The 24,665-nt window shown below is 70.1% G+C and carries 20 protein-coding genes; 13 read left to right on the plus strand and 7 right to left on the minus strand.

What is annotated here, in order from left to right:
* Positions 1-3: 3 nt before the first annotated feature.
* Positions 4-1,002, minus strand: coding sequence for an NAD-dependent epimerase/dehydratase family protein (locus tag JJ691_RS40140; protein WP_211764702.1), 999 nt, complete (start codon positions 1,000-1,002; stop codon positions 4-6).
* Between the two features lie 189 nt (positions 1,003-1,191).
* On the opposite strand from JJ691_RS40140, the gene purS reads away from it, so the two are divergent.
* From purS to speB, 4 genes are all read left to right on the plus strand, one after another.
* Positions 1,192-1,431, plus strand: a complete 240-nt coding sequence (purS, locus tag JJ691_RS40145) for a phosphoribosylformylglycinamidine synthase subunit PurS (protein ID WP_116172073.1) — start codon at positions 1,192-1,194, stop codon at positions 1,429-1,431.
* Entirely contained in the window at positions 1,428-2,105 is a 678-nt protein-coding gene (gene purQ, locus JJ691_RS40150) for a phosphoribosylformylglycinamidine synthase subunit PurQ (protein ID WP_211764703.1), read from the plus strand. Before purS ends, purQ begins: the two co-directional genes overlap by 4 nt.
* Complete coding sequence (gene purL, locus JJ691_RS40155) at positions 2,102-4,393, plus strand: phosphoribosylformylglycinamidine synthase subunit PurL (protein WP_249227321.1); 2,292 nt, start codon at positions 2,102-2,104, stop codon at positions 4,391-4,393. Before purQ ends, purL begins: the two co-directional genes overlap by 4 nt.
* 178 nt (positions 4,394-4,571) lie before the next feature.
* Entirely contained in the window at positions 4,572-5,582 is a 1,011-nt protein-coding gene (speB, locus tag JJ691_RS40160) for an agmatinase (protein WP_211764704.1), read from the plus strand.
* A 54-nt stretch (positions 5,583-5,636) separates the two neighbouring features.
* Here the strand turns inward: speB and JJ691_RS40165 are convergent, their stop codons facing one another.
* Complete coding sequence (locus JJ691_RS40165; protein WP_211764705.1) at positions 5,637-6,494, minus strand: lysozyme; 858 nt, start codon at positions 6,492-6,494, stop codon at positions 5,637-5,639.
* 246 nt (positions 6,495-6,740) lie between these two features.
* Positions 6,741-7,556: a lysozyme gene (locus JJ691_RS40170; protein WP_249227322.1), complete on the minus strand. Its 816-nt coding sequence runs from the start codon at positions 7,554-7,556 to the stop codon at positions 6,741-6,743.
* Positions 7,557-7,664: 108 nt separating this feature from the next.
* Here JJ691_RS40170 and JJ691_RS40175 point away from each other — a divergent pair, with 108 nt between their 5' ends.
* Together JJ691_RS40175 and JJ691_RS40180 are read left to right on the plus strand one after the other, a co-directional pair.
* The gene (locus JJ691_RS40175) at positions 7,665-9,065 is read left to right on the plus strand and encodes a glutamate decarboxylase (protein ID WP_211764706.1); all 1,401 of its coding nucleotides are present in this window, start codon (positions 7,665-7,667) and stop codon (positions 9,063-9,065) included.
* A gap of 69 nt (positions 9,066-9,134) precedes the next feature.
* Positions 9,135-11,486, plus strand: a complete 2,352-nt coding sequence (locus JJ691_RS40180; RefSeq protein ID WP_211764707.1) for a CapA family protein — start codon at positions 9,135-9,137, stop codon at positions 11,484-11,486.
* Here the strand turns inward: JJ691_RS40180 and JJ691_RS40185 are convergent.
* Positions 11,483-12,343: an aldo/keto reductase gene (locus JJ691_RS40185; protein WP_211764708.1), complete on the minus strand. Its 861-nt coding sequence runs from the start codon at positions 12,341-12,343 to the stop codon at positions 11,483-11,485. The two genes, JJ691_RS40180 and JJ691_RS40185, sit on opposite strands and share 4 nt — an antisense overlap.
* Positions 12,344-12,447: 104 nt before the next feature.
* Between JJ691_RS40185 and JJ691_RS40190 the strand changes: the two genes are divergently transcribed.
* From JJ691_RS40190 to JJ691_RS40200, 3 genes are all read left to right on the plus strand, one after another.
* Positions 12,448-13,332 (plus strand): LysR family transcriptional regulator, encoded by an 885-nt coding sequence (locus JJ691_RS40190; protein WP_211764709.1) that lies wholly within the window; start codon positions 12,448-12,450, stop codon positions 13,330-13,332.
* A gap of 241 nt (positions 13,333-13,573) precedes the next feature.
* Entirely contained in the window at positions 13,574-14,368 is a 795-nt protein-coding gene (locus tag JJ691_RS40195; RefSeq protein ID WP_211764710.1) for an SAM-dependent methyltransferase, read from the plus strand.
* 41 nt (positions 14,369-14,409) lie between these two features.
* Positions 14,410-16,518 (plus strand): putative bifunctional diguanylate cyclase/phosphodiesterase, encoded by a 2,109-nt coding sequence (locus JJ691_RS40200; protein ID WP_249227323.1) that lies wholly within the window; start codon positions 14,410-14,412, stop codon positions 16,516-16,518.
* Here JJ691_RS40200 and JJ691_RS40205 read toward each other — a convergent pair whose 3' ends face one another.
* From JJ691_RS40205 to JJ691_RS40215, 3 genes are all read right to left on the minus strand, one after another.
* Positions 16,519-17,568, minus strand: coding sequence for a glucose 1-dehydrogenase (locus tag JJ691_RS40205; RefSeq protein WP_249227324.1), 1,050 nt, complete (start codon positions 17,566-17,568; stop codon positions 16,519-16,521). It lies immediately after the preceding gene.
* 20 nt (positions 17,569-17,588) lie between these two features.
* On the minus strand, positions 17,589-18,173 hold the full coding sequence (locus tag JJ691_RS40210; protein WP_211764712.1) for a type VII secretion system-associated protein: 585 nt from the start codon (positions 18,171-18,173) through the stop codon (positions 17,589-17,591).
* Positions 18,174-18,312: 139 nt separating this feature from the next.
* The gene (locus JJ691_RS40215; RefSeq protein ID WP_211764713.1) at positions 18,313-20,964 is read right to left on the minus strand and encodes a glycoside hydrolase family 2 protein; all 2,652 of its coding nucleotides are present in this window, start codon (positions 20,962-20,964) and stop codon (positions 18,313-18,315) included.
* Between the two features lie 141 nt (positions 20,965-21,105).
* Here JJ691_RS40215 and JJ691_RS40220 point away from each other — a divergent pair, with 141 nt between their 5' ends.
* From JJ691_RS40220 to purM, 4 genes are all read left to right on the plus strand, one after another.
* Positions 21,106-21,456, plus strand: coding sequence for a sterol carrier family protein (locus JJ691_RS40220; RefSeq protein ID WP_211772021.1), 351 nt, complete (start codon positions 21,106-21,108; stop codon positions 21,454-21,456).
* Positions 21,457-21,564: 108 nt separating this feature from the next.
* The gene (locus JJ691_RS40225; protein WP_211764714.1) at positions 21,565-21,918 is read left to right on the plus strand and encodes a hypothetical protein; all 354 of its coding nucleotides are present in this window, start codon (positions 21,565-21,567) and stop codon (positions 21,916-21,918) included.
* A 119-nt stretch (positions 21,919-22,037) separates the two neighbouring features.
* The gene (purF, locus tag JJ691_RS40230; RefSeq protein WP_211764715.1) at positions 22,038-23,552 is read left to right on the plus strand and encodes an amidophosphoribosyltransferase; all 1,515 of its coding nucleotides are present in this window, start codon (positions 22,038-22,040) and stop codon (positions 23,550-23,552) included.
* 34 nt (positions 23,553-23,586) lie between these two features.
* Positions 23,587-24,657, plus strand: a complete 1,071-nt coding sequence (gene purM / locus JJ691_RS40235; RefSeq protein ID WP_249227326.1) for a phosphoribosylformylglycinamidine cyclo-ligase — start codon at positions 23,587-23,589, stop codon at positions 24,655-24,657.
* Positions 24,658-24,665 lie beyond the last annotated feature (8 nt).

Below are 24,665 nucleotides of genomic sequence, written 5' to 3' on the forward strand. Positions count from 1 at the left end.
ACCCTATGCCTGGAGCTTGTCCAGGATCTCCTTCTCCTGTGCGGGCGTCAGGCCGGACTTGCGCTCCCGGTCGAAGCCCAGTTCCTCCTCCACCGCGAGCGCACCCCGCACCGCGTCCTCGAACGGCCGGATCCGCAGCCCCGCCGCGATCGCCGCCGAGGCGTCGCGGGCGGCGAAGCCCAGGTGGGTCGGCGGCAGCCACAGCGGCATCGACCTCGGGCCGCCCCAGTACTGAACCTCGTTGTCCTGCAACTGCTTCTCGGTCGCGGTCACCGTCTCCGTGTCCGCCGGCGCGAGGATTTCCCTGATCTCGTCCAGGAATTCGGTCAGCGGCCGGGGCGGGCAGATGCCGTTGTACACGCCGGTGACGCGCCGCTCACCCGCGTCGATGATCCACGCCGCCAGGTCGCGGACGTCGATGTGCTGGGTCAGCTGGCCCTCCGTGGGCGGCAACAGCACCCGGCCGCCGCGGGCGAACCGCCCCGGCCAGTACCCGAACCGGTCGCTGCGGTCATTCGGCCCGGTGATCAGACCCGCCCGCACGATGAACGCCCGGTCGCCCAAGTGCTCCAGCACCTCGTTCTCGCTGGCCACCTTCACCGCGCCGTACAGATCCGGATCCCCGTCCGGCGTCGAGCCGTCCACCTGCCGCGGCGCCAGCAGCGGCGCCGCCTCCGTCTGCCCCAGCGTCACCGCGTCCGCGTACACGTTGCCCGTGGACACGAACGTCCAGTGCCCCGCGTTCGGCCCCAGCACCCGCACCGCGTCCCGGACCCAGGGGTAGGACACCGTCGCCACGTCCACCACCGCGTCGAACCGCTCGTCCCGCAGCGGCGCCAACCCGTCCGGCTCGTTCCGGTCCAGCCGCAGCAGCCTCGCCCCCGCCGGCACCTCCCCACCCGTCCCCCTGGCCGCGCAGACCACCTCGTGACCCCTGCGCAGCGCCTCGGCCGCCACCGTGTGACCGAGGAACACCGTCCCACCCAGCACCAGTAGTCGCATGGCTCACACCATTTCCCGCTTCCCGCCCCCTCGCCACCCCTCTCGCGCTGGGCGAACGGCAGTGACCCACGTCATCGCCCCGGGCCGAATCGACCCGTTCACCAGGCGTTCGGCGGGTGTCCATCGACTTCACCCAGGTCAGGTAGGCTTTGGCGGTACCGCGACCCTTCCACACCGGGAGCATCCTCAGTGGCCCGAGTCGTCGTCGACGTCATGCCCAAGCCCGAAATCCTCGACCCGCAGGGTCAGGCGGTGGCCAACGCGCTGCCCCGTCTCGGTTTCGACGGCATCGGCAGCGTCCGCCAAGGCAAGCACTTCGAACTGGACGTCGACGACTCGGTCGACGACGCCACCCTCGCCAAGATCGCCGAGACCTTCCTGGCCAACCCGGTCGTCGAGGACTGGGTGGTCCGGCGGGTGGAGTCGTGACCGCCCGGATCGGGGTGATCACCTTCCCCGGCACGCTGGACGACCAGGACGCGGCCCGGGCGGTGGACCGGTCGGGCGCGCGGTCGGTGCCGTTGTGGCACGCGGACGCCGACCTCAAGGGCGTGGACGCGGTGGTGGTGCCGGGCGGCTTCTCCTACGGCGACTACCTGCGCGCCGGGGCGATCGCCCGGTTCGCGCCGGTGATGACCGAGGTGGTCGAGGCGGCCAAGAAGGGCCTGCCGGTGCTGGGCATCTGCAACGGCTTCCAGATCCTGTGCGAGGCCGGTCTGCTGCCGGGCGTGCTGATCCGCAACAAGGGCCTGCACTTCGTCTGCCGCGACCAGTGGCTGAAGGTGGAGAACACCACCTCGGCCTGGACGACGCGGTTCGACCAGGGCGCGGAGATCCTGATCCCGCTGAAGTCGGGCGAGGGCTGCTACGTGGCCGACCAGCACGTCCTGGACGAGTTGGAGGGCGAGGGCCGGGTGGCCTTCCGCTACGTGGGCGGCAACCCGAACGGGGCGCTCAACGACATCGCCGGCATCACCAGCGCCAACGGCCGGGTGGTGGGCCTGATGCCGCACCCGGAGCACGCGATCGACGCGCTGACCGGCCCGTCGGACGACGGCCTCGGCCTGTTCCTGTCCGCTCTCGACACTTTGGTGGCGGCGTGACGACGACTGAGCACCTGATCGACACCGTCGAGCACGCGGCCTCGACGCCGGAGCACGCGCAGCCCTACCGCGAGCTGGGCCTGAAGGACGACGAGTACCAGCGCATCCGCGACATCCTCGGCCGCCGGCCGACGGACGCCGAGCTGGCCATGTACTCGGTGATGTGGAGCGAGCACTGCTCGTACAAGTCGTCCAAGATCCACCTGGCCTACTTCGGCAGGACCACCACCGACGAGATGCGGGCCAAGATGCTGGCCGGCATCGGCGAGAACGCCGGCGTGGTGGACATCGGGGACGGCTGGGCGGTCACCTTCAAGGTGGAGAGCCACAACCACCCGTCCTACGTGGAGCCCTACCAGGGCGCGGCCACCGGCGTGGGCGGCATCGTCCGCGACATCATGGCCATGGGCGCCCGCCCGATCGCCGTGGTGGACCCGCTGCGCTTCGGCCCGGCCGACGCCCCGGACACCCGCCGCGTGCTGCACGGTGTGGTCGCCGGTGTCGGCGGCTACGGCAACTGCCTCGGCCTGCCCAACATCGGCGGCGAGCTGGTCTTCGACGCCAGCTACGCCGGCAACCCGCTGCTCAACGCCGGCTGCATCGGCGCGCTGCGGGTGGAGGACCTGCACCTGGCCCACGCCTCGGGCACCGGCAACAAGGTCATCCTGTTCGGCGCGCGCACCGGCCTCGACGGCATCGGCGGCGTGTCGGTGCTGGCCAGCGACACCTTCTCCGGCGACGAGGGCAGTTCCGGCCGCAAGAAGCTGCCGAGCGTGCAGGTGGGCGACCCGTTCACCGAGAAGGTGCTCATCGAGTGCTGCCTGGAGCTCTACCGCGAGGGCATCGTGGTCGGCATCCAGGACCTCGGCGGCGCCGGCCTGTCCTGCGCGACCAGCGAGCTGGCCAGCGCCGGCGACGGCGGCATGCACGTCTGGCTGGACCGGGTTCCTTTGCGCGCCAAGGGAATGACGCCGGCCGAGGTGTTGTCCTCGGAGTCCCAGGAACGCATGATGGCCGTGGTGAAGCCGTCCGATGTGGACGCTTTCATGGCGGTCTGCCGCAAGTGGGACGTCATCGCCACCGAGGTCGGCGAGGTGACCGACGGCGACCGGCTGATCATCACCTGGCATGACCAGGTCGTGGTGGACGTGCCGCCGCGCACGGTGGCCCACGAGGGGCCGGTCTACCACCGGCCGATCGAGCGGCCGGCCGACCAGGATGCCTTGCAAGCCAACGGTCCCGAGTCGCTGCCGCGGCCGTCGGGCAACGACGAGCTGCGGGCCCTGCTGCTGCGCATGGTCTCCTCGCCGAACCTGGCCTCCAAGCGTTGGGTGACCGAGCAGTACGACCGCTACGTGCGCGGCAACACCGTGCTGGCCCAGCCGTCGGACTCCGGCATGGTCCGGGTCGACGAGCAGACCGGCCGCGGCGTGGCCCTGGCCACCGACTGCAACGGCCGGTTCTGCAAGCTCGACCCGTACCAGGGCGCGCAGCTGGCGCTGGCCGAGGCCTACCGGAACGTGGCGGCCACCGGCGCGACGCCGCTGGCGGTCACCGACTGCCTGAACTTTGGCTCGCCCGAGGACCCGGCCGTGATGTGGCAGTTCGAGCAGGCCATCAAGGGCCTGGCCGACGGCTGCGCGCAGCTGGGCATCCCGGTCACCGGCGGCAACGTCAGCTTCTACAACCAGACCGGCAGCACAGCGATCCTGCCCACGCCGGTAGTCGGTGTGCTGGGCGTGATCGACGACGTCGCCCGGCGCATCCCGACCGGTTTCGGCACCGAACCGGGCGAGACGCTGCTGCTGCTCGGCGACACCCGGGACGAGTTCGGCGGCTCCGAGTGGGCCCACGTCGAGCACGGCCACCTCGGCGGCCGGCCGCCGCAGGTCGACCTGGAGCGGGAGCGGCTGCTGGCCGAGATCCTGGTGGCTGGTTCGCGGGACGGCATGCTGTCGGCCGCGCACGACCTGTCCGACGGCGGTCTGGCGCAGGCGATCGTCGAGTCCTGCCTGATCGGCGAGACCGGCGCGCGCATCATCCTGCCCGAGGGCGTGGACTCGTTCGTGCAGCTGTTCTCCGAGTCCGCCGGCCGGGTTGTCGTCGCCGTGCCGCGCAGCGAGGAGCTCCGCTTCACCGAGATGTGCACTGCGCGTGAACTGCCGTGGACGCGGATCGGCGTGGTGGACAAGGAGTCCAGCGAGCTGGAGTTCCAGGGCGTCGCGACGTACTCCCTGGACGAGCTGCGCGAGGCCTGGGAAGGCACCTTGCCCGCCCTGTTCGACTGAGCTGTTGCCGCGCGTGCCGCGCGGGGCTCGGCCGCCCAACGCGGCCGGTGCCTTCCCTTGCGGTTTCTCGATCGATGGACAGACTCGATCGAGAAACCGCCGCGGTCCAGGCACCGGCGGCGGCCTCGCGACTCTTGGGCACCTTGCCCGAAGTGTTCGTGAGTCTTAGTTTCGCCCCATGCGATATGGGGCGATGTACGGGCCGGATGTGACGTTCCTCGGCGTGGATCGCTGTGATCTCGCCGAGCCGGCCTCCTTCGCGGAGGCCGATGTTGTCATCGTGGGAGCTCCCTACGACGGCGGCACGTCACACCGGCCCGGCACGCGTTTCGGGCCGCAGGCCATTCGCACGACGGACTACTTGGGGCACAACGGATCCCGGCCCAGCCTGGCGCTGCGGGTGGACGCCCTGAGGGATCTTCGGGTGCTCGACGCCGGCGACGTGGAGATGTACGCCGCCGACGAGATGGCCAGCCACGCCGCCATCGAGAAGGCGGTGCACACGATCGCCGCCTCCGGCGCCATCCCGGTGATCCTCGGCGGCGACCACAGCATCGCCCTCCCGGACGCCCGGGGTGTGGCCCGCCACCACGGCTTCGGTCGCGTCTCGATGATCCACTTCGATGCGCACGCCGACACCGGCGACATCGAGTTCGGCCACCTCTACGGCCACGGCCAGCCGATGCGCCGCCTGCTGGAGTGCGGCGCCATCCGCGGCGACCGGTTCCTCCAGCTCGGCCTGCGCGGCTACTGGCCGGAGCCGGAGACCCTGGACTGGATGGCCCAGCAGCACATGCGCTCGTACGAGATGACCGAGATCGTCACCCGCGGCTTCGACGAATGCCTCGTCGAGGCCTCCGCCATCGCCCTCGACGACTGCGACGGCGTGTACCTGTCCGTCGACGTCGACGTCTGCGATCCCGGCCATGCTCCAGGCACCGGCACCCCAGAGCCCGGCGGCCTCTCCGCCCGCCAGCTGCTCGACGCGGTCCGTCGCATCTGTTATCAGCTTCCCGTGGTGGGCGTGGAGATCGTCGAGGTCTCGCCCCCGTACGACCACGCCGAGATCACCGCCGCCCTGGGCAATCGTGTTGTGCTGGAAGCACTGTCCGGCATCGCCCGCCGCCGCAAGGACGCCGCGACCGGCGACACCTGGGATCCGGCCCGGCCCCTGCTGGACGGACGCTAGTCTTCCCAGTGGCGCCAAGGTGTTCCTTGACGCCACTGGGATCGGAGCGGCTCGTCAGCCGGTGGCCAGGGCCTGTAGGCGGTCGTAGGCGCCGTTGAAGACGTCCTGATCGCCCGGGAAGGTGCCGGAGTCGGCGTACTGCCAGAAGGTGTAGAAGGTCCAGGCATAGGGCAGGGTGCCGGGGCTGGTGGCGTACTTGGCGACCCATAGGGGGTTGGTGGAGGTGAAGTCGCCGCGGTTGCCGGTGCAGTCCTGCCACCACTGCTGGGCGGTGTAGATCACGGGCCAGGCCCCGGTGCGGGCGTGGTAGGTGTTGCTGAAGTCGAGGATCCACTGCACCATGCCGGCCTGGGACAGGCCGTAGCACTCGGCGCCACTGGGGTTCCACTCGATGTCCAGCGCGCCGGGCAGGGTCTTGCCGTCGGCGGACCAGCCGCCGCCGTGGTCGACGAAGTAGTTGGCCTGGGTGGTTCCGTTGGTGGTGTTGGGGGTGGCGAAGTGGTAGGCGCCGCGGATCATGCCGACGTTGTAGGAACCGTTGTACTGCTGGGTGAAGTAACCGTTGATGTAGTAGGTTCCCTCGGTTGCCTTGATGTAGGCGAACCGGCCGCCGTTGTTCCACGCGGTCTGCCAGTCGACGTTGCCCTGGTACGAGCTGACGTCCATGCCGTAGACGGCGGCGAGTGGTCCGAAGGAGACGGGCACGGTGGCGGTGCGGTGGCCGAGGTGCCGGGCGACCTGGGAGCCCATGGTGTGGTTGTGCAACGCGTCCTGAACGGAATCGGGGGGATTGCCACCCGTGGTCGCGGCGCCGGCAGGGGTGGTGGCGCCGAAGGCCACGGACAGGACAACAGCGGCGGTCAGGGCCGCGATGCGGCGGCCGCGGCCCGCCGGGAGTAACCGAGTGTTCATGGTGGAACCTCTCGATCTGCTCGCAGGGAAGCGGATCACGTGGGACTTACACGTTACGTGAAGTGTGAACGAGTATTCACAGTTGTGCCAGATTGACGGTGATTTTCTCACGTATACGGAGTAGCGGTATTACGTCGTCGGAGTGAACACGTTGGCCTGACAGCCTTGTCGCCTTGCCGTCAATCGCTAGTCTGCGCCATGTGTCAACCCTGGCGCCATGCTTCCGGTTAAGAACTCACGAACACGTCAGCCGAGCGTGAAGGCGCGCAGCCGGCTCGCGTTGCCGTTGAACCGGTTCTGGTCGCCCGGGAACGTTCCCTTGTCAGCGAACTGCCAGATCGCCTGCGAGGTCCAGCCGGCCGGCAGGGTGCCGACATCCGTGCCGTAGTGCGGGATCCACAGCGGATTCCCACGCATCACGTTGGTGTTGCCGGTGCATTTCGTCCACCAGGTGTAGCTGGTGTAGATCGCCGGCGCGATGCCGGTGCGGTACCAGATCTGGTCGCTGAAGGCCTTGATCCAGGCGGTCATCTGGTCCGGCGTGAGCTTGTAACAGGTGTCCCCGTAGGGGTTGTACTCGATGTCCAGCGCCGGCGGCAGCGTGCGGCCGTCGCGCGACCAGGCGCCGCCGTGGTCGACGAAGTAGTTGGCCTGGGTGGCGCCGTCGGAGACGTCGGGCAGCGCGAAGTGGTACGCGCCGTGGGCCAGCCCGGCGCTGTAGGACCCGTTGTACTGCTGGCCGAAGTACGGGTTGGTGTAGGTGACGCCCTCGGTCGCCTTCGAGTAGGCGAAGGAGCCGCCGTTGCGGGCGACCGCGGCCCAGTCCACATTGCCCTGATAGCTGGCCACGTCCAGCCCCATGGCGTCGTCGTTGGCCCGGACGTCCAGCAGCGGCGCGGCGCCGGTGCCGGTGCCCTCGTGTCGGGCGATCTGCGAGCCGGCGTAGTCGTCTTCCGGGTGGGCCAGCGGCTGGGCGGACGCGGGCGTCGGGGCGGCGAGCATCGCCGTGAGGAGCGCGCCGGCCAGCAACGCCCGCACACCTGTTCGTGTCTTCGACTCCATGCGCGAATTCCTTCCCCGCTGGGGACCGAACGGACTACTACACTAGACTGAATGGCCTAATATCTCGCGGTAGGCGCCCCCGCGTGTCCGGGGCTAGCGTTGTCCGACATGGGTCTCAGGCATCCGGCCGACAACGCGGGCCGGCACAGCGACGTCTCGGTCAATCCCGTGTTCACCCGTGAGCCGGTGAGCATCCCGCGCGATGTGCTGCCGGCCGAGGGTGTCGATCCTGAGCTGGCCTACCAGGTGGTGCACGACGAGCTGATGCTCGACGGCAACGCCCGGCTCAACCTGGCCACCTTCGTGTCGACCTGGATGGAGCCGCAGGCGACCCGGCTGATGGCCGAGACGTTCGACAAGAACATGATCGACAAGGACGAGTACCCGCGCACCGCCGACCTGGAGTCGCGCTGCGTGCGGATGCTCGCCGACCTGTGGCACGCCGAGGATCCGGCCCGGGCCGTCGGCTGCTCCACCACCGGCTCCAGTGAGGCGTGCATGCTGGCCGGCCTGGCGATGAAGCGGCGGTGGCAGCACAAACGGCGCGCCGCGGGCGAACCGGTCGATCGCCCCAACATCGTCATGGGCATCAATGTCCAGATATGTTGGGAAAAGTTCGCGAACTTCTGGGACGTCGAGGCCCGGCTGGTGCCGATGGCGGGTGACCGGTTCACGCTGTCGGCGGCCGAGGCGGTGGCTCGCTGCGACGAGAACACCATCGGCGTGGTGGCGATCCTGGGGTCCACTTTCGACGGATCGTACGAGCCGGTGGCCGAGATCTGCGCCGCCCTGGACGAGTTCCAGCAGCGCACCGGCCACGACATCCCGGTGCACGTGGACGGCGCGTCCGGCGCGATGATCGCCCCGTTCTGCGATCCCGACCTCGAATGGGACTTCCGGCTGCCCCGGGTGGCCTCGATCAACACCTCCGGCCACAAGTTCGGGCTGGTCTACCCGGGCGTGGGCTGGGCGGTCTGGCGCGACGCCGACGCGCTGCCCGAGGACCTGGTGTTCCGGGTCAACTACCTGGGCGGCGACATGCCGACCTTCGCGCTGAACTTCTCCCGCCCCGGCTCGCAGGTGGTCGCCCAGTACTACAACTTCCTGCGGCTGGGCTTCGAGGGCTACCAGCGGGTGCAGCTGGCCTGCCGGGAGGTGGCGACCTGGCTGGCCGCCGAGATCGGCAAGATCGGGCCGTTCCGGCTGCTGACCCACGGCGACCAGTTGCCGGTGTTCGCGTTCACGCTGGCCGACGAGGTGACCCGGTACTCGGTGTTCGACGTGTCGGCGGCGCTGCGGCAGGCCGGCTGGCTGGTGCCGGCCTACACGTTCCCCGAGGACCGCACGGACCTGGCGGCGCTGCGCGTCGTGGTGCGCAACGGCTTCACCCGGGATCTGGCCGAGCTGCTGCTGGACGACCTGCGCCGGGCGCTGCCGGTGCTGGAGCGTCTGGAGCGGCCACTGCGCGGACCGGAGTCGGCCGGCTTCGACCACGGCCAACATCGCTGAGTGTGTCTTGACGAACGCGGGGCGTGCTCCCACTATTAGGAAAGTTTCCTAACAAATGGGAGGCGCGTCATGGCGGCTGCTGGGGATGAGCGGGATGGCCGGCGGTGGATCGCGGCGGTCGGCAAGCGCCTGAGCCTGGTGCTGATCCTCGCGCTGGTGGTCGGAGGGGTGGCGATCGTGCCCAACCTGGTCGGCGGCTGCCTGTGGCGTTGTCCCGGCGACGGCGAGGTCGCCGCGGCGGCCGCCACCCGGGCGGTGACCGTGCGGGCGGTGGACGAGAACGGCCGGCCGCTGGGGGATCCGCAGACGGTGTCGCTGGCCAACGGCCCGACGATGGCGGTCGCCCAGGCCCCCGGCCACATCGCCGAGCCGGTGCTGCTGGGCTTGGCGGACGCGGGCCGGACCATCGACGTCCGGCTGCTGTCGGACGACGGCGGCAAGCGGTTCGTGGTCAACTCGGCCGGCGATGTGATGTTCGGCCGCCGCTACCAGAGCGATTCGCTGATCCCGGCCGGTGACGCGGCCAACGGCGCCAAGGCGGTCGTGGACGCGGTGGCCCCGGCGTTCCGGATGGCCGACCTGAGCACCGTGAACCTGGAGACGGTGGTGAGCTCGGCGGCGGCCAGCCAGGCCTACCCGAAGAAGCGGTTCATCCTGGAGTCGCCGCCGGCCAGCATGGACGGCCTGAAGGCGCTCGGCGTCACCGTCCCGCTGCTGGCCAACAACCACACCCGAGACTTCCTCGACAGCGGCGTCGCCGACACGGAAAAAGCCCTCACCGCGGCCGGTTTCCCGGTGGTCGGCACGACTGTCGGCGACGAGCCGGAGAAGCCGTTCCAGACCAAGGTGCACGGCACCGACGTGGCCGTCCTGGCCTACACCAGCGTGGACGGCTCGTACGTCAACGACTCCTATCCCAAGGGCGGCTCCCCGACCAGCGCCGCCGACGCCTGGCAGTACGAGCAACGGTCCTGGGGCTACGGCCGGGTGGCGACGCAGAACCGGACCATCGGCCAGGCCTGGGCCGCCTACCTGAAGCTGAGCAAGGCCGACCAGGCCGCGGCCTGGGACTCGCTGACCAAGGTCTACCCGGAGATCCAGGACTGGGTGGCCCGCCGCGGCCACGCCGGCGCGGCCCGCTGGGACAACACCGCGTCCCCGGCGCAGATCCACGACGTCGCCCAGCAGTCGAAGCTCACGATCGTCGAGATGCACACCGGCTTCCAGTTCCAGACCGCGAGCGCCGAGGACACCAGGGCCATGGCGCGGGCGGCCATCGACGCCGGCGCGGACATCGTGATCTGCCACCATCCGCACGTGTTGCAGGGCATGGAGTGGTACAAGGGCCACCTGATCGCCTACAGCATGGGCAACTTCGTGTTCGACCAGGACTTCATGTCCACGTTCTCGTCGGCTTTCCTGCGCACGGTCTGGGACGGCGACCAGTTGGTGGAGGCCCGCCTGGTGCCGGTGGAGATCGACGGCTACAAGCCGGAGTTGGCCACTGGCGCGGCGGCCCAGCGGACGGTGCTCGGCGTCTGGGCGAACAGCCGGCGGCCGGTGCAGACCCAGCGTGGCCCCGGCGGCGCGGTGCTGACGGTGCCGACGCCTCAGGATCCCGACACACGGCCGGCGCAGTTCCACGCCGACCACGGCACGGCCTTGATCACGGCTGATCCGCCGCCGTCGACGCCGGTCAAGGTCACGGTCGCCCCACACGCCATCAGCAAGATCGGATTTGCCGGCCTGGTCGATCCCCGTCAGGCCGCGCCCAACATCGACATCGGACGGGACCTGTTCGGCTGGGGCAGCTTCGAGGACGACACCGTGGACGGCAAGCCCGACGGCGACACCCACTGGTCGGCCGACGTCGTCGGCGACGGGGCCCTCGGCGACGGCGGCTACCTGCACGTCCAGGCCGCGGGCGGGGACGAGCGGCTGGACCGGCCGGTGGCCCGGATCGCCCTGCCGCAGCACCGCGAGGAGGCGGCCGACGGCACGCCGATCGACCCGGATCCGACCTACACGCTGACGGCCCGGGTCCGGGTGACCGGCGGCGCGACCCCGCTGATCCGCCTGACGCCGTACCACTTCGACGACTCCGATCCGACCGAGGACCCGGAGTCCACGCCGCTGCGGGACGTGAACCGGCCGGTCACGGTGCCCTCGGACGGCCAGTGGCACGACGTGTCGATCGATCTGACCCCGAAGGATCTGGGCGGCAACATGGTGCTGCTGCGCCTGGGGCTGGCGGCCAGCCGGGCCGGCTCCGTCGCCGGGCAGGGGGTCGACTTCGACGACGTGTCCTTCGTTGAGTGGCGACCGGCCGCCGCCGTGCCGGCCGAGGCCGGCGCATACGACTTCGTCCGCAACGCCGGCGCCGAGCCGGTCGCCCTCACCTTCAGCGGCTACGCCTACTAGGCGGCGTCGAGCCGGGCGATCTCCTCGGCCGTCAGCTTCACGTCGACGGCGGTGGCCGAGTCCTGGATGCTCGCCGGCCGGCTGGCGCCGGGGATCGGCACGACCACCGGCGACTTGGCCAGCATCCAGGCCAGCGTCAGCACGTGCGGGCTGACGCCCTTGTCGGCGGCCAGCTCTGCGAACGGCGCGAACCGGTTGCCCAGCTCGGCGGCCTTGGTGATGCCGCCGAAGGGGCTCCACGGCAGGAAGGCCACGCCCATCTCGTCGCACAGCTCCAGCTCGGGCTCGCTGGACCGGAAGGCCGGCGAGAACTGGTTCTGCACCGACACCAGCCGGCCGCCCAGGATCTCGTCGGCCAGCTTGATCTGCTCCGGGTCGGCGTTGGAGATGCCGGCGTAGCGGATCTTGCCGGCGTCCAGCAGGTCCCGGATGGCGCCGACCGAGTCGGCGTAGTCGACGCGCGGGTCGGGCCGGTGGAACTGGTAGAGGCCGATGGCCTCCACACCGAGGCGCTTGAGCGAGGCCTCGGCGGCCTGCTTGAGGTATTCGGGGCGGCCGTCCAGCGTCCAGCTGCCGTCGCCGGGGCGCAGGTGCCCGCCCTTGGTGGCGATCAGCACGTCGGAGCGGTCGCCACCCCAGCTGGCCACGCCCTTGGCGATCAGCGTCTCGTTGTGCCCGACCTCGGGGCCGCCCAGTGAGTAGGCGTCGGCCGTGTCGAAGAAGGTGATGCCGGCGTCCAGCGCGGCGTGCACGGTGGCGATGCTGCGCGCCTCGTCCGGCCGCCCCTCGATGGACATCGGCATGCCGCCGAGCCCGATCGCGCTGACCTGGGCGTCGCCGATGCGGCGAGTCTGCATCGTGGTCCTTTCGTCGGTTGTTGACCCGACACCAGCCTGCTGACCCGGTATTAAGCTGTCCAACAGAAGAAAGTGATTCGCCCGATCACTGGGGATGCTCAATCGTGGAACTGCGCCAGCTCGAGTACTTCGTCGCGGTCGCCGAGGAGTGCCACTTCACGCGCGCCGCCCAGCGCCTGCACGTGGCCCAGTCCGGCCTGTCGGCCTCCATCCGCACGCTGGAACGTGAGCTGGGCGCGACCCTGTTCCTACGCAGCACCCGGCAGGTGGAGCTGACCGAGGCCGGCCGGGCGCTGCTGGTCGAGGCCCGCCGGGCGCTGACCAACGTGGCGGCGGCCAAGGACGCGGTCGCCGCGGTGCAGGGCCTGCTGCGCGGCCGGCTGGCCGTCGGCACCATCCAGTGCCTGTGCACCGTGGACCTGCCCGGTGTTCTTGCTCGATTCAGCAAGGCTCATCCCGGGGTCGACATCCAGCTCCGCCACGACAGCTCCGGCGCCCTGGTCGAACAGGTCCGGGCCGGCCGGCTGGACGTGGCCTTCGTGGCCCGGCCGCCGCGCATCCCGGACGAGGTGATGGTCACCCCGCTGGACACCATGCCGATGATGCTGGCCTGCGGCCCGGACCATCCGTTCGCCGGCCGCGACCGCGTCGACCTGCGGGAACTCGACGGCCTGCCGTTCGTCGACTACCACCCGGACTGGGGCACCCGGGACACCGTGGACCGGCTGCTGGCCGCCGGCTGCGTGGACCGGCACGTGGCCCTGGAGGTCAACGACGTGCACTCGCTGCTGGACCTGGTCGCCAACGGCCTGGGGGTGGCCATCCTGCCCGGCAACTTCGTGCACAAGGGCTCCCGCGCCCGGTTCGTGCCGCTGGACGGCCCGGCGCCCACCTGGGACACCGCGATCGTCACGCCGGCGTCGCTCAGTGCAGCGGCGAGCGTGCTGTTGGACATGGTTGCCCCGCCGGCCCGTCTCCAGCCTGTGTGATTCGCCTCAAGCTGACACCATGTCCGCCAAACGAGTGGTCCACTGGAGCGCTGCCGCCGCGGCGACGGGGGGAGGAACCCATGGCACCTGGTTTTCACAGTGAAGGGGTTTACTCCGCCTGGCACCGGGTGTCGTCCGGCCGCAGGGAGAAAACGTGACGTTAGACGCCCGGCCGGCCCGGTCGTATGCTCGCCAGCGGTCCTACTCGGGTGGGCAGACGCCAGGGACGAGAGGTGGCCGCGTGGAGCGCCCGGAGATCGACCTGCGCAGCGCGAGCGTGGCCAGGATCTTTGACTACTACCTCGGTGGCGCGCACAACTTCGCCGTCGACCGCGAGCTGGCCGACGCTGCGGCGAAGTTGATGCCCGAGCTGCCGCGGATGATGCACCTGCACCGGCGGTTCCTGGCGCGTGCCATGCGCTACGTCGTCGAGCAGGGGGTCACTCAGTTCCTCGACCTCGGCTCGGGTCTGCCCACGCCGGGCGGCTCGCTGGAGGTGGCCCGCCGGCTGGACCCGTTCGCCCGCGTGGTGCACGTGGACATCGACCCGGTGGTCGGCGCGCACGGCAAGAGCCTGCTCGGCGCGGCCGACTCGGCCGTGGTGGTCGGCGACATGTGCGAGCCGGACGCCATCCTGGACCACCCGGAAACCCGTCGAGTGCTCGACTTCGACCGGCCGATCGGCCTACTGCTGGTGGGCGTGCTGGACTTCGTCGGCAACGACGTCGACCTGCCCGGGGTGCTGGCCCGCTACCGGGACCGGGTGGTGCCCGGCAGCCACATCGTGCTCACCAACTTCTCCGTGGAGGGCGGCCTCGAGGACTACCAGCGCACCGAGCAGCTCTATCGGGACAACACGACCATCGATTTCCACCCCAGGAGCGCGGCGGAGGTGACCGAGTTGTTAGCCGGCTTCGAACTGGCGGAACCTGGAGTGGTGGACGTGTCGTTGTGGCGTCCGGAGGCGGTGCTGGAGGACCTGGATGAGCATCCCAAGCGCAGCGCGGCCTACGTCGCGGTGGGGCGCAAGCCATGACGGGGTGGACCAGGCAGGACATACCCCGGGCGCGGTCGGCCGTGACTGAGCCCGTCGCCGCCGGCATGGAGGCCTTCGCGCAGTCCTGGGCCTCGGCGATCATCGGCACCAGCTACGTGCCGATGACCAAGGCCGAGGTCGTCGACCACCTGCGCGGGCTGACCGAGCTGCTGGTCGAGGCGCTGCTGGCCGACACCTTCCGCACCTCGGCCGCCCACGAGGTGGGCATCCGGCTGGTGGAGGCCCACTTCACCGGCACCGAGACGCTGGACCGCACCGTGCAGCTGATGGGCGACGACCTGCTCACCGAGCTGGGCCGGGACACCGAGCCGCACCTGCGCTCGCGTATCGCCGCGCTGCAGGGCGCGCTGTCCGCGGGGTACGCGCAGAGCCTGCGGGAGCGGACCTTGGACGAGCAGGAGGCGATCCGGGAGGCCGTGCTGGACGCCCGCGACCACGCCGAGGCGGCGCTGCGGGCCAGTGAGGCCCGGTTCCGCGCGGTGTTCGCCGAGGCTGCCATCGGCATGGGCATCTCCGACACCGACGGCAACATCCTCGAGGTCAATCAGTCGCTTCAGGACATGCTCGGCTACCCGGCCTCGGAGCTGCGGCAGCGCAACCTGCGCTCGCTGATGCACCCGGCCGACGCGGAGAGCGTGTGGGGCTTCTACGAGCAGCTGCTGCACGGCGAGCGCGACCACTTCCGCGTGGAGAAGCGCTTCAACCGCCGTGACGGCGAGGCGGTGTGGACACACCTGACCATCTCGCTCGTGCGGGACGACGACGGGCAGCCCGCGTACCAGGTGGCCATGGTCGAGGACGTCACCGACCGACACCTGCTGCAGAACCGGCTGCGCTACCAGGCGCTGCACGATCCGCTGACCACGCTGCCCAACCGGGCGCTGTTCCTGGAGCGGCTGAGCAAGGCCTTCGACGGCGGCTCGGCCGGCACCCGGATCGGCCTGTGCTACCTGGACCTCGACGGCTTCAAGGTGATCAACGACAGCCTCGGCCACGACATCGGCGACCAGCTGCTGGTCTCGGTGGCCAACCGGCTGGACGAGTCAGTGGCCGGCGACGGCCGGCTGGTGGCCCGGATGGGTGGCGACGAGTTCGTCATCCTGATCGAGGGCTCGACCGGCACGCAGTCCATTGTGGACATCGCCGACCGGGTGCTGGACTCGCTGACCGGCCCGATCCGCATCGACGGGCACGAGCTGTCCGTGTCGGCCAGCATCGGCCTGGTCGAGCGGGAGATCAACGGCACCACTTCGGCCGACCTGATGCGCGACGCCGACATCACGCTGTACTGGGCCAAGGCCGACGGCAAGGGCCGCTGGGCGATGTACGACCCGGAGCGCAACGCCCGCGAGGTGGCCCGGTTCACGCTGTCCGCCACTATGCCGGCGGCGCTGGAGCGCGACGAGTTCTACGTCGACTACCAGCCGCTGGTTCGGTTGGAGGACAGCAAGGTTCTCGGCGTCGAGGCGCTGGTTCGCTGGCAGCACCCGGAGTTCGGGCGGCTGGCCCCGGACCGCTTCATCGAGCTGGCCGAGGAGACCGGCCTGATCGTGCCGCTGGGCCGCTGGGTGCTGCGCAAGGCCTGCCAGCAGGCCCGGCGCTGGCTGGACGCCTTCGGCGACGCCACGCCGTTCGTGAGCGTGAACCTGGCGGTGCGCCAGTCCCGCGACCCGGCGCTGGTCAACGACGTGAAGTCGATCCTGGAGGAGTTCGCGCTGCCGCCGCACCTGCTGCAGCTGGAGCTGACCGAGAGCGCGATCATGGGCACCGCCGACGAGCCGCTGGAGGCGCTGCGCCAGCTGTCCGGCATGGGGGTGCGCATCGCCATCGACGATTTTGGCACCGGGTACTCGAACCTGGCCTACCTCAAGCATCTTCCGGTGCACGAGCTGAAGATCGCCGGCTCGTTCATGGAGGGCATGCGCGCCGCCGACGGGGCCGACCCGGTGGACGCCAAGATCGTCAGCACCCTGGTCTCGCTGGCCCACGCGCTCGGGCTGACCGTGACCGCCGAGGGCGTGGAGACGCCGTCGCAGGCCGAGCGGCTGCGCAAGATCGGCTGTGACGCCGGCCAGGGCTGGCTGTTCGCCCGCCCCGGCCGCCCCGACCAGATCGAGACCCTCTTCTAGCTAGCGCGAAAGCTCCACGACGACCTTGATGTCGTCGTGGAGCTCCAAGGCTCGCGGCCAGTCCGACAGCGGGACCCGGCGGGTGAGCAGGCGGCGCAGCCATTCCTGGTCGGCCTTGGCCAGCGCCTCGGCCGCCGTGCGGAAGTGGGTCGGGGCCGAGTTCACACTGCCGACCACGGCGGCGTTGCCGAACACCAAGGTGTCGTTGAGGTTGCCCGGCGACAGCGGCACCGAATTGTCCGAAGTGGACAGTCCGACCAGCACGGCCACCGCGTTGCGGCCCAGTTTCAGCACCGAGTCGAACATCAGCGGCCCGGCCCCGGTGCACTCGATCACGACGTCCACCACGGGAACCGTGTCCAGCCCGAGGTGGTAGGTCGCGCCGAGGGCCCGCACCAGCTCCGGCTTCACGCCGGCCTCGATGCGGTCCAGCACATGCACTTCCAGCCCCCGCTGCACGCCCAGCAGCGCCGCCAGCAGGCCGATCGGCCCGGCCCCGGTGACCAGAACCCGTTGCGGCGCATGGAAAGTCCGGCCACCGACGATGTCGACCTGGTCCCAGGCCTTGGCCACGATGGAGGTCGGCTCGGCCAGCACGCCGCAGTCGCCGACCTCGGGCGCCAGCCGCACGGCGTACTGCGCCGGCACTGTCCAGCGCTCGGAGCCGAAGCCGTCCAGACCGGTGACCCCGCGTTCGGTGTAGTCGCCGTTCTGACAGAAGTCGGAGCGGCCGGCCGCACAAGGCGGGCACGGCAACGGATCCGGCCGCCGCACCACGCCGGCCACCAGGTCCCCGGCGGCGAAGCCGCTGCCGGCCGGGGCGTCGAGCACCCGGCCCAGCGACTCGTGGAACAGCACCATGCGGTCCTGCCCCGGCGGCAGTGAGTCGATGCGGCCGTTGATGATCTCCAGGTCGGTGTGGCACAGCCCGACGAGCAGGCCCTCGACCACCAGTTCCCCCGGCCCGGCCACGGGTGCCGGCCACTCCGACACCCGCAGGTCGTCCGGCCGGCCCGGGGTCACGGTCGCGGCCCTCATCGTGTTCGCCACACGATCGACCCTAGCGTCGATCAATTCACCGCGGGCCGAACTCCCGCGGCGGCCAGCAGTGCCTCGGCCGGGATGAGCGCGCCTGGCTTGCTGCCCGGATTGATCAGCAGCGGGCAGCCGGCCAGCTTGGCCACCAGGTCGGCGCCGGCAATAGCCCTTGCGTGCGGCCACGCCTCCGGCACGAACCGGCTGGAGGTGCAGGCGGCCACCAGGATCTGGCCGGTCATCTGGTCCTGGAAGCCCTGCAGTTCCCGGTCCTCCGGGCTCTTGGCGTACACCAGCAGCGTCGAGTTCAGTACGCCGCCCAGCACCGACTCCTCGGGCGCGTAACCGGTGCGGGCCTGCTGCATGGCCCGCTCCAGCTGGGTCTCCGGCGCGGGCATGCCGGCCGAGACCGGCGAGGGCCGCCAGTTCGGGTTGGGCTCGAAGCGTTCGTCGATCACGCCGTCCTCGTCGACCCGGAACGAGCCGATGACGCCCCACGGCGGCACCTCGTCGTCCGGGCGGAACGCCGGATCCAGGATGTGCAGCCAGGTGTGCGGGTTGGACTTCGCGTGTTCGCGCATCTCCTGCGTGATCGTCAGCAGGTGGGTGTTATCAGACAAGGTGTTCAGGCCCCTCGAAAGTGCCGTTCGGGCCACTTCACCCTCTCATAACATCCAGGGGTCCCCGAACCACTCTTTGTAACCAACATGGGTGAGCTTTTCCGACACCCGCGCACCGCGGAAAAGCTCACCCATGGGCCTACCTCGGGCCGGCGGCCACCGTCTTGGCGGCCACGTTGACCCCGCCGACCTGCACGTTCGGCGTAGTGCCGCTCAGGTCGGCGGTCCGGTAGTCGGCCTTGAGGGTCACGGACTCACCGGGCCAGATCGTGACATAGTCGTCACTCCACGTGATGGGTGCCAGCTCCTCGCCGGACGCCCCCTTGCGGATGGTGGCCCGCAGGAAGAACGCCACCTTGCTGCCGCTGTTGCTCAGCTTCACCGACGTGGTGGAGCGGTCGCCGGCGGTGGTGGTGCTCGCGGTGACGTCGACCTTGCCCGCGCCCAGGTTCTGCAGCCCGCTCAGGTCGGCGTAGCCGGTCTGCGGCGTGTCGTACCAGGTGGAGCCGCCGTAGTTCAGCGTGTCCGCCTTGGTGGACAGCCAGTACACGTTGCGGTCCACCACAGTGCCGCTGGAGTCCTTCAGCAGCAGCCGCACGAAGTACGTCGCCGACAGGCCGCTCGGCGTGGCCACCTTGTCCAGCGTGGTCGAGCCGTTGCCCTTGGCGGTGACGCCGGACTGCGTCGTGTCGGACTTCACCGTGCCGTCGGCGTTGAAGATCGTCGTCTGCACGGAAAGACCCGACTGCGCCGACAGACCGGTGTTCACCAGGGCCACCGACCGGTCGTCGTAGGAGTACTGGACGTGCAGCGGCCGCAACGCGGTCTTGGCCCCGAAGTACGAGCCGCTGGGCTGCATCGAGTAGTCGTACAGGTGCCAGTACAGCGTGGGCCAAGGGTTGTTGAGCATCCAGTAGATGACGCCGGTCGCCGGCTTGCTGGACTTGGACTGGTTGCGCCCGAACGCCTCGAACTGCGCCCGGTTGACCTCGTAGTTGGTCAGCTGGGCCTTGGCCACGAAGTCGTCCAGGCTCTTGGGCGTGCCGTAGCGCTTGCCCAGCGCGGTCAGGAACGAGCCCAGCTTGGAGAACTCGCCGCTGGGCGAGAGGTGGTACTGCGCCTTGGATCCGTTCTGCCACAGGTCGGAGAGCTCCTGCGGGGACAGGTACTTCTTGAGCGCGTCGCTGTCCGGGATGGTCGGGCCGGGGCCAACCTCGGAGGCGAAGCCGAACGCGCCGCCGAGTTGGCCGCCGTACCAGTAGTTCGGCGGGATCCACCAGTACGGGCCGTCCATCTTGTTGCCGGACGCGCCGGTCACCGGGCTGGACGCCTTGGCCGCCGAGGAGATGATCGGGGCCTGCCAGTCGGAGACCTTCAGCCCGTCCAGGTAGTCCTTCTCCACCGCGGCCGGCGGCGCGGTGTCGCTGCCGATGTAGAAGCCCAGCACGCTGGCGTGGTTGCGCAGCCGCAGGCCCTCAGTGGTGGCCGACGCCTTGGCCACCGTGTGGTCGGCGTCCTTCCAACTGCTGTAGCTCTGCCAGTAGGAACAGCACTCCCAGCCCGGCATCACCATGATGCCCAGCTTGTCGGCGAGCTGGTAGAACTCGTCGTTCTCCTCCTTGCCCTCCAGGCGGATCGTGTTCAGCCCGAGGTCGCGCACGTAGTCCAGCTGGTCGGTCAGCTTCTGGTTGTCGTAGCGCAGGAACAGGTCCGAGGCCCAGCCGCCGCCGCGCACCAGGAACGGCTTGCCGTTCACGGTGAACGCCATGCCGCCGTCCTTGATCGACGACTTCACGTCGCGCACGCCGAAGTCGGTGGCGGCGCTGTCGGAGACCTGGCCGTCCACGGAAGCGTTGAGCGCCAGGTGGTACAGCGGCTGGTCACCCATCTCGTAGGGCCACCAGACCTTGGGGTTGACCAGGTGCTGGGCGATGCTGACGGTCTTGGTCTGGTTGGCGGTCAGCGTCACCTGCTGGCTGAACGGCGTCGAGTCGACCGTGCCGGCCACCGTGGTGGTGGCGGATGCGTTGGTGTTGTTGGTGATCTCGGCCTTGATCGTCAGATCGGCGCTCTTGAGATCCCCGGCCAGCGAGGTCACGACCCGGGTGTTGCGAACCGTGACCGAGCCGGACTCGGCCAGCTGCACATCCCGCCAGATGCCCATGTTGTTGTCCGGCGGCAGCTGCGTCCAGTCCACCCAGGAGATGGACAGCTGCTTCTTCGGGTCGGCCGGCGACGCCTTGACGGCCAGCGCGTTGGTGCCGGACCTGAGCACGCCGGTGACGTCGAACTCGTGGGCCGGGTAGGCGCCGGTGTCGGTGGTGCCGATCTTGGTGCCGTTGAGCCAGATCTCCGAGCCGCCGATGATCCCGTTGTCCAGCCGCAGGAAGGTGTGCCTGCCGGCGGCGGGGGTGGCGCTGAAGGTCTGTCGGTACCACCACGGCACCGAGAACGCCGACTTGTCGACGTTCTTCAGGTTGGTCGAGTAGTTGAGGTCGCCGTACTTGCCGGCCGAGATGAGACCGCCCATCACGGTGGACCGGGCCGGCACCGAGGTCCAGGCGCTGTCGTCGTAGGTCGGCGCGGACAGCGTGGCGCCGCCCTGGGTCGCGGTCTTGCTCGTCTGGAGCTTCCAGCCGGGCACCGTGACCGTCTGACCCGGGATGGTCGGCGCGGCGACCCGGAGCTGGTCGACTCTGGGCTGGGCGCTGGCGTCGGACACGCCGGCCGGCAGGACCAGTGCCAGGCCGAGCGCGGAGACAAGCCAGGGGACCTGGCTCTTGCGGAGCATGGACCGCCTCCTCACGGGGAGTTCTGGGGCGGCGGCGGAATAGTAAAGAAGGTTTCCTTAAGGAACGTTTACCCGCAATGCTCCAAATGGTCGTAACGCTACGGTTGGCGGGTGCCGCCGACCGTGGATCCGCGTGACCTGATGGCCGCCGTCGAGGCGGTGCTGCCCTGGCTGGACGGCGTGGAAGACACTCTCGACCGGCCGAAACTCGCCGCCGCCGTGCGGCTCAGCCTGCGCACGCTGGCCCAGGACGCCCCCGGTAAGAGCGTCGAGGTGCGGGTGCCGCCGTTCGCCGCCGTGCAGTGCGTGCAGGGCATTCGCCACACCCGGGGCACGCCGCCCAATGTCATCGAGATGGACGCCCGCACCTGGCTCGAACTGGCCACTGGCCGTCTGACCTGGGTCGATGCCCTCGCCGGCGATCGTGTCGCCGCGTCCGGCAGCCGCGCCGACCTGTCCGCGCTGCTGCCGCTACTGCGTGCGGGTTCGTGACCGCCCCTTTACCATCGAGTGGGCTGGCAAGTACCATTCACTCGTGTCCGTTTTCGCACGTACGAACGATCTCGGGCGATTTGTTCGGATCGGGACCCGGTGACGGCGATGCGCAGGCTCGCGCTGATCGCCACCGGGGTGCTCGCGTGCCTCGGACTGGTCGGCGTGGCCACCGCCTTCGTCTACGGCGTCACCCCGCGCGAATGGGACGGCAACCTCGACTTCACCGTCGCCCAGCTGTGCGACGCCCACGACAACCATCCCACGTGCGCCCTGCTTGAGCAGCAGCCGGCGGACCCGGCCGACGCGCCGCTGGCCAACGTCGACTCGGTCGCCATCGAGGCCTGGAACCTGCCGGCCGGCATCCGCGTCGGTGATCTTCTGCTCTGCCACGTGCACCAGCAGGACGTGGCCATCGACAGCTCCGACGCGGTCACCAGAGTCGACGACTGTCACTCGTAAGGGTGTGGGTTGTGCCACTCCCGCAGGTCACGGACACCCTGCGTTGGCCCTTTCGCCACTTACACTGAGGTTGGTCCGACGCCGTCCCTAGGGAGTTCTCGGTGCCCACCCACCGGTCAGTGCCCGACTCTGTGTCCGACGAATCCGAGCGCGAGCCGCGTGAGGAGTGTGGCGTCTTCGGGGTCTGGGCCCCAGGCGAAGACGTGGCCAAGCTCACCTACTACGGGCTCTACGCCCTCCAGCACCGCGGGCAGGAGGCGGCCGGCATCTCGGTCGCCGACGGCAAGCAGATCGTGGTGTTCAAGGATCTCGGCCTGGTCAGCCAGGTGTTCGACGAGCAGATCCTGTCCTCGCTGCACGGCTACGTCGCCGTCGGCCACTGCCGCTACTCCACCACCGGCTCCACCACGTGGGAGAACGCGCAGCCGGTGTTCCGCACCACCGCCACCGGCAGCGGCATGTCGCTGGGCCACAACGGCAACCTGGTCAACACCGCCGAACTGCTGGCCCGCGCCAAGGACCTCGGCGTGGACATGCGCGGCGGCGCCACCACCGACTCCGACCTGATGTCCGGCCTGCTCGCGGCGACCGCCGCGGACAAGGGCCTGGAGCAGGCGGCGATGGAATTACTGCCCACCCTGCGCGGCGCGTTCTGCCTGGTGTGGTCGGACGAGAACACCCTGTACGCGGCGCGCGATCCGCAGGGTGTGCGGCCGCTGGTGCTGGGCCGGCTGGAGCGCGGCTGGGTCGTGGCCAGCGAGACCGCGGCGCTGGACATCGTCGGCGCCTCCTTCGTCCGCGAGGTGGAGCCCGGCGAGCTGCTGGCCATCGACGCCGACGGCCTGCGGTCGGCCCGGTTCGCCACGCCCGAGCCCAAGGGCTGCATCTTCGAGTACGTCTACCTGGCCCGGCCGGACACCACCATCAGCGGCCGGTCCGTGCACGCCACCCGGGTCGACATCGGCCGCCGGCTGGCCGCCGAGCACCCCGTCGAAGCCGACCTGGTCATCCCGGTGCCCGAGTCCGGCACCCCGGCCGCCATCGGCTACGCCCAGGCCTCCGGCATCCCGTACGGCTCCGGCCTGGTCAAGAACGCCTACGTCGGCCGGACCTTCATCCAGCCCTCGCAGACCATCCGGCAGCTGGGCATCCGGCTCAAGCTGAACCCGCTGCGGGACGTGATCCGCGGCAAGCGGCTGGTCGTGGTGGACGACTCCATCGTGCGCGGCAACACCCAGCGGGCGCTGGTGCGCATGCTGCGGGAGGCCGGCGCGATCGAGGTGCACATCCGGATCGCCTCCCCGCCGGTGCGCTGGCCCTGCTTCTACGGCATCGACTTCGCCTCCCGGGCCGAGCTGATCGCCAACGGCCTGGACAGCGAGGGCATCCGCCGGTCGGTCGGCGCCGACTCGCTCGGCTACGTGTCGCTGGAGGCCCTGGTGGCGGCCAGCGAGCAGCCCAAGACCCGGCTGTGCAGCGCCTGCTTCGACGGCGACTACCCGATCCCGCTGCCCGAGGAGACGATGATCGGCAAGCACCTGCTGGAGGGCATCGAGGAGAAGGCCGTCTCGGGCTCCGCCGCACCCGTGCTCGCCAACGGGTACGGTGCCGAGGACGCCCTGCGTCGCCCCTGATCATCCCCCAGACCAGTTACGGAGCTTCTCGACCGTGAGCACGGAGACCAACAGCCCGAAGGCCACCTACGCGGCGGCCGGCGTCAGCATCGCCGCGGGTGAGGAGGCGGTCGAGCAGTTCAAGCCGTGGGCCGCGAAGGCCAACCGGCCCGAGGTGCTGGGCGGCATCGGCGGCTTCGCCGGCCTGTTCAAGCTGAAGCTGGACCGGTGGAAGGAGCCGGTGCTGGCCGCCTCCACCGACGGCGTCGGCACCAAGATCGCGGTGGCGCAGGCGATGGACGTGCACGACACCATCGGCGTCGACCTGGTCGCCATGGTGGTCGACGACCTGGTGGTGTGCGGGGCCGAGCCGGTGCTGCTGCAGGACTACATCGCCATCGGCAAGGTCGTGCCGGAGAAGGTCGCGGCCATCGTCAAGGGCATCGCCGAGGGCTGCGTGCAGGCCGGCTGCGCGCTGCTCGGCGGCGAGACCGCCGAGCACCCGGGGCTGATGTCCGACGGCGCGTACGACGTGTCGGCCACCGGCGTCGGCGTGGTCGAGGCCGACAAGATCCTCGGCCCGGAGCGGGTGCGGGACGGCGACGTGGTGATCGCCATGGGCTCCACCGGCCTGCACTCCAACGGCTACTCGCTGGCCCGGCACGTGCTGCTGGACATCGCCCGGATGCCGCTGGAGGGGCACGTCGAGGAGTTCGGCCGCACCCTCGGCGAGGAGATGCTGGAGCCGACCAAGATCTACGCCAAGGACTGCCTGGCGCTGGCCGCCGAGGCCGACGTGCGCACGTTCGCGCACATCACCGGCGGCGGGCTGGTGGCCAACCTGGCCCGGGTCATCCCGGACGGGCTGACCGCCACCCTGGAGCGCGGCACCTGGACCCCGGCCCCGGTGTTCGCGCTGATCGCCCAGCGCGGGCGGGTCGAGCGGGACGAGATGGAGAAGGCGTTCAACATGGGCGTCGGCATGGTGGCCGTGGTTTCGCCCGAGGACGCCGACCGGGCGCTGGCCGTGCTCACCGCCCGGCATGTGCCGGCCTGGGTGCTCGGCGAGATCGGCCCGGCCGCCGGCGAGCGGACCGTGCTGCGGGGCGACCACCCCCGGTTCTGAGCTCGGAA

Origin of the sequence: Kutzneria sp. CA-103260, assembly GCF_018263855.1 — a bacterium.
Lineage (GTDB): Bacteria > Actinomycetota > Actinomycetes > Mycobacteriales > Pseudonocardiaceae > Kutzneria.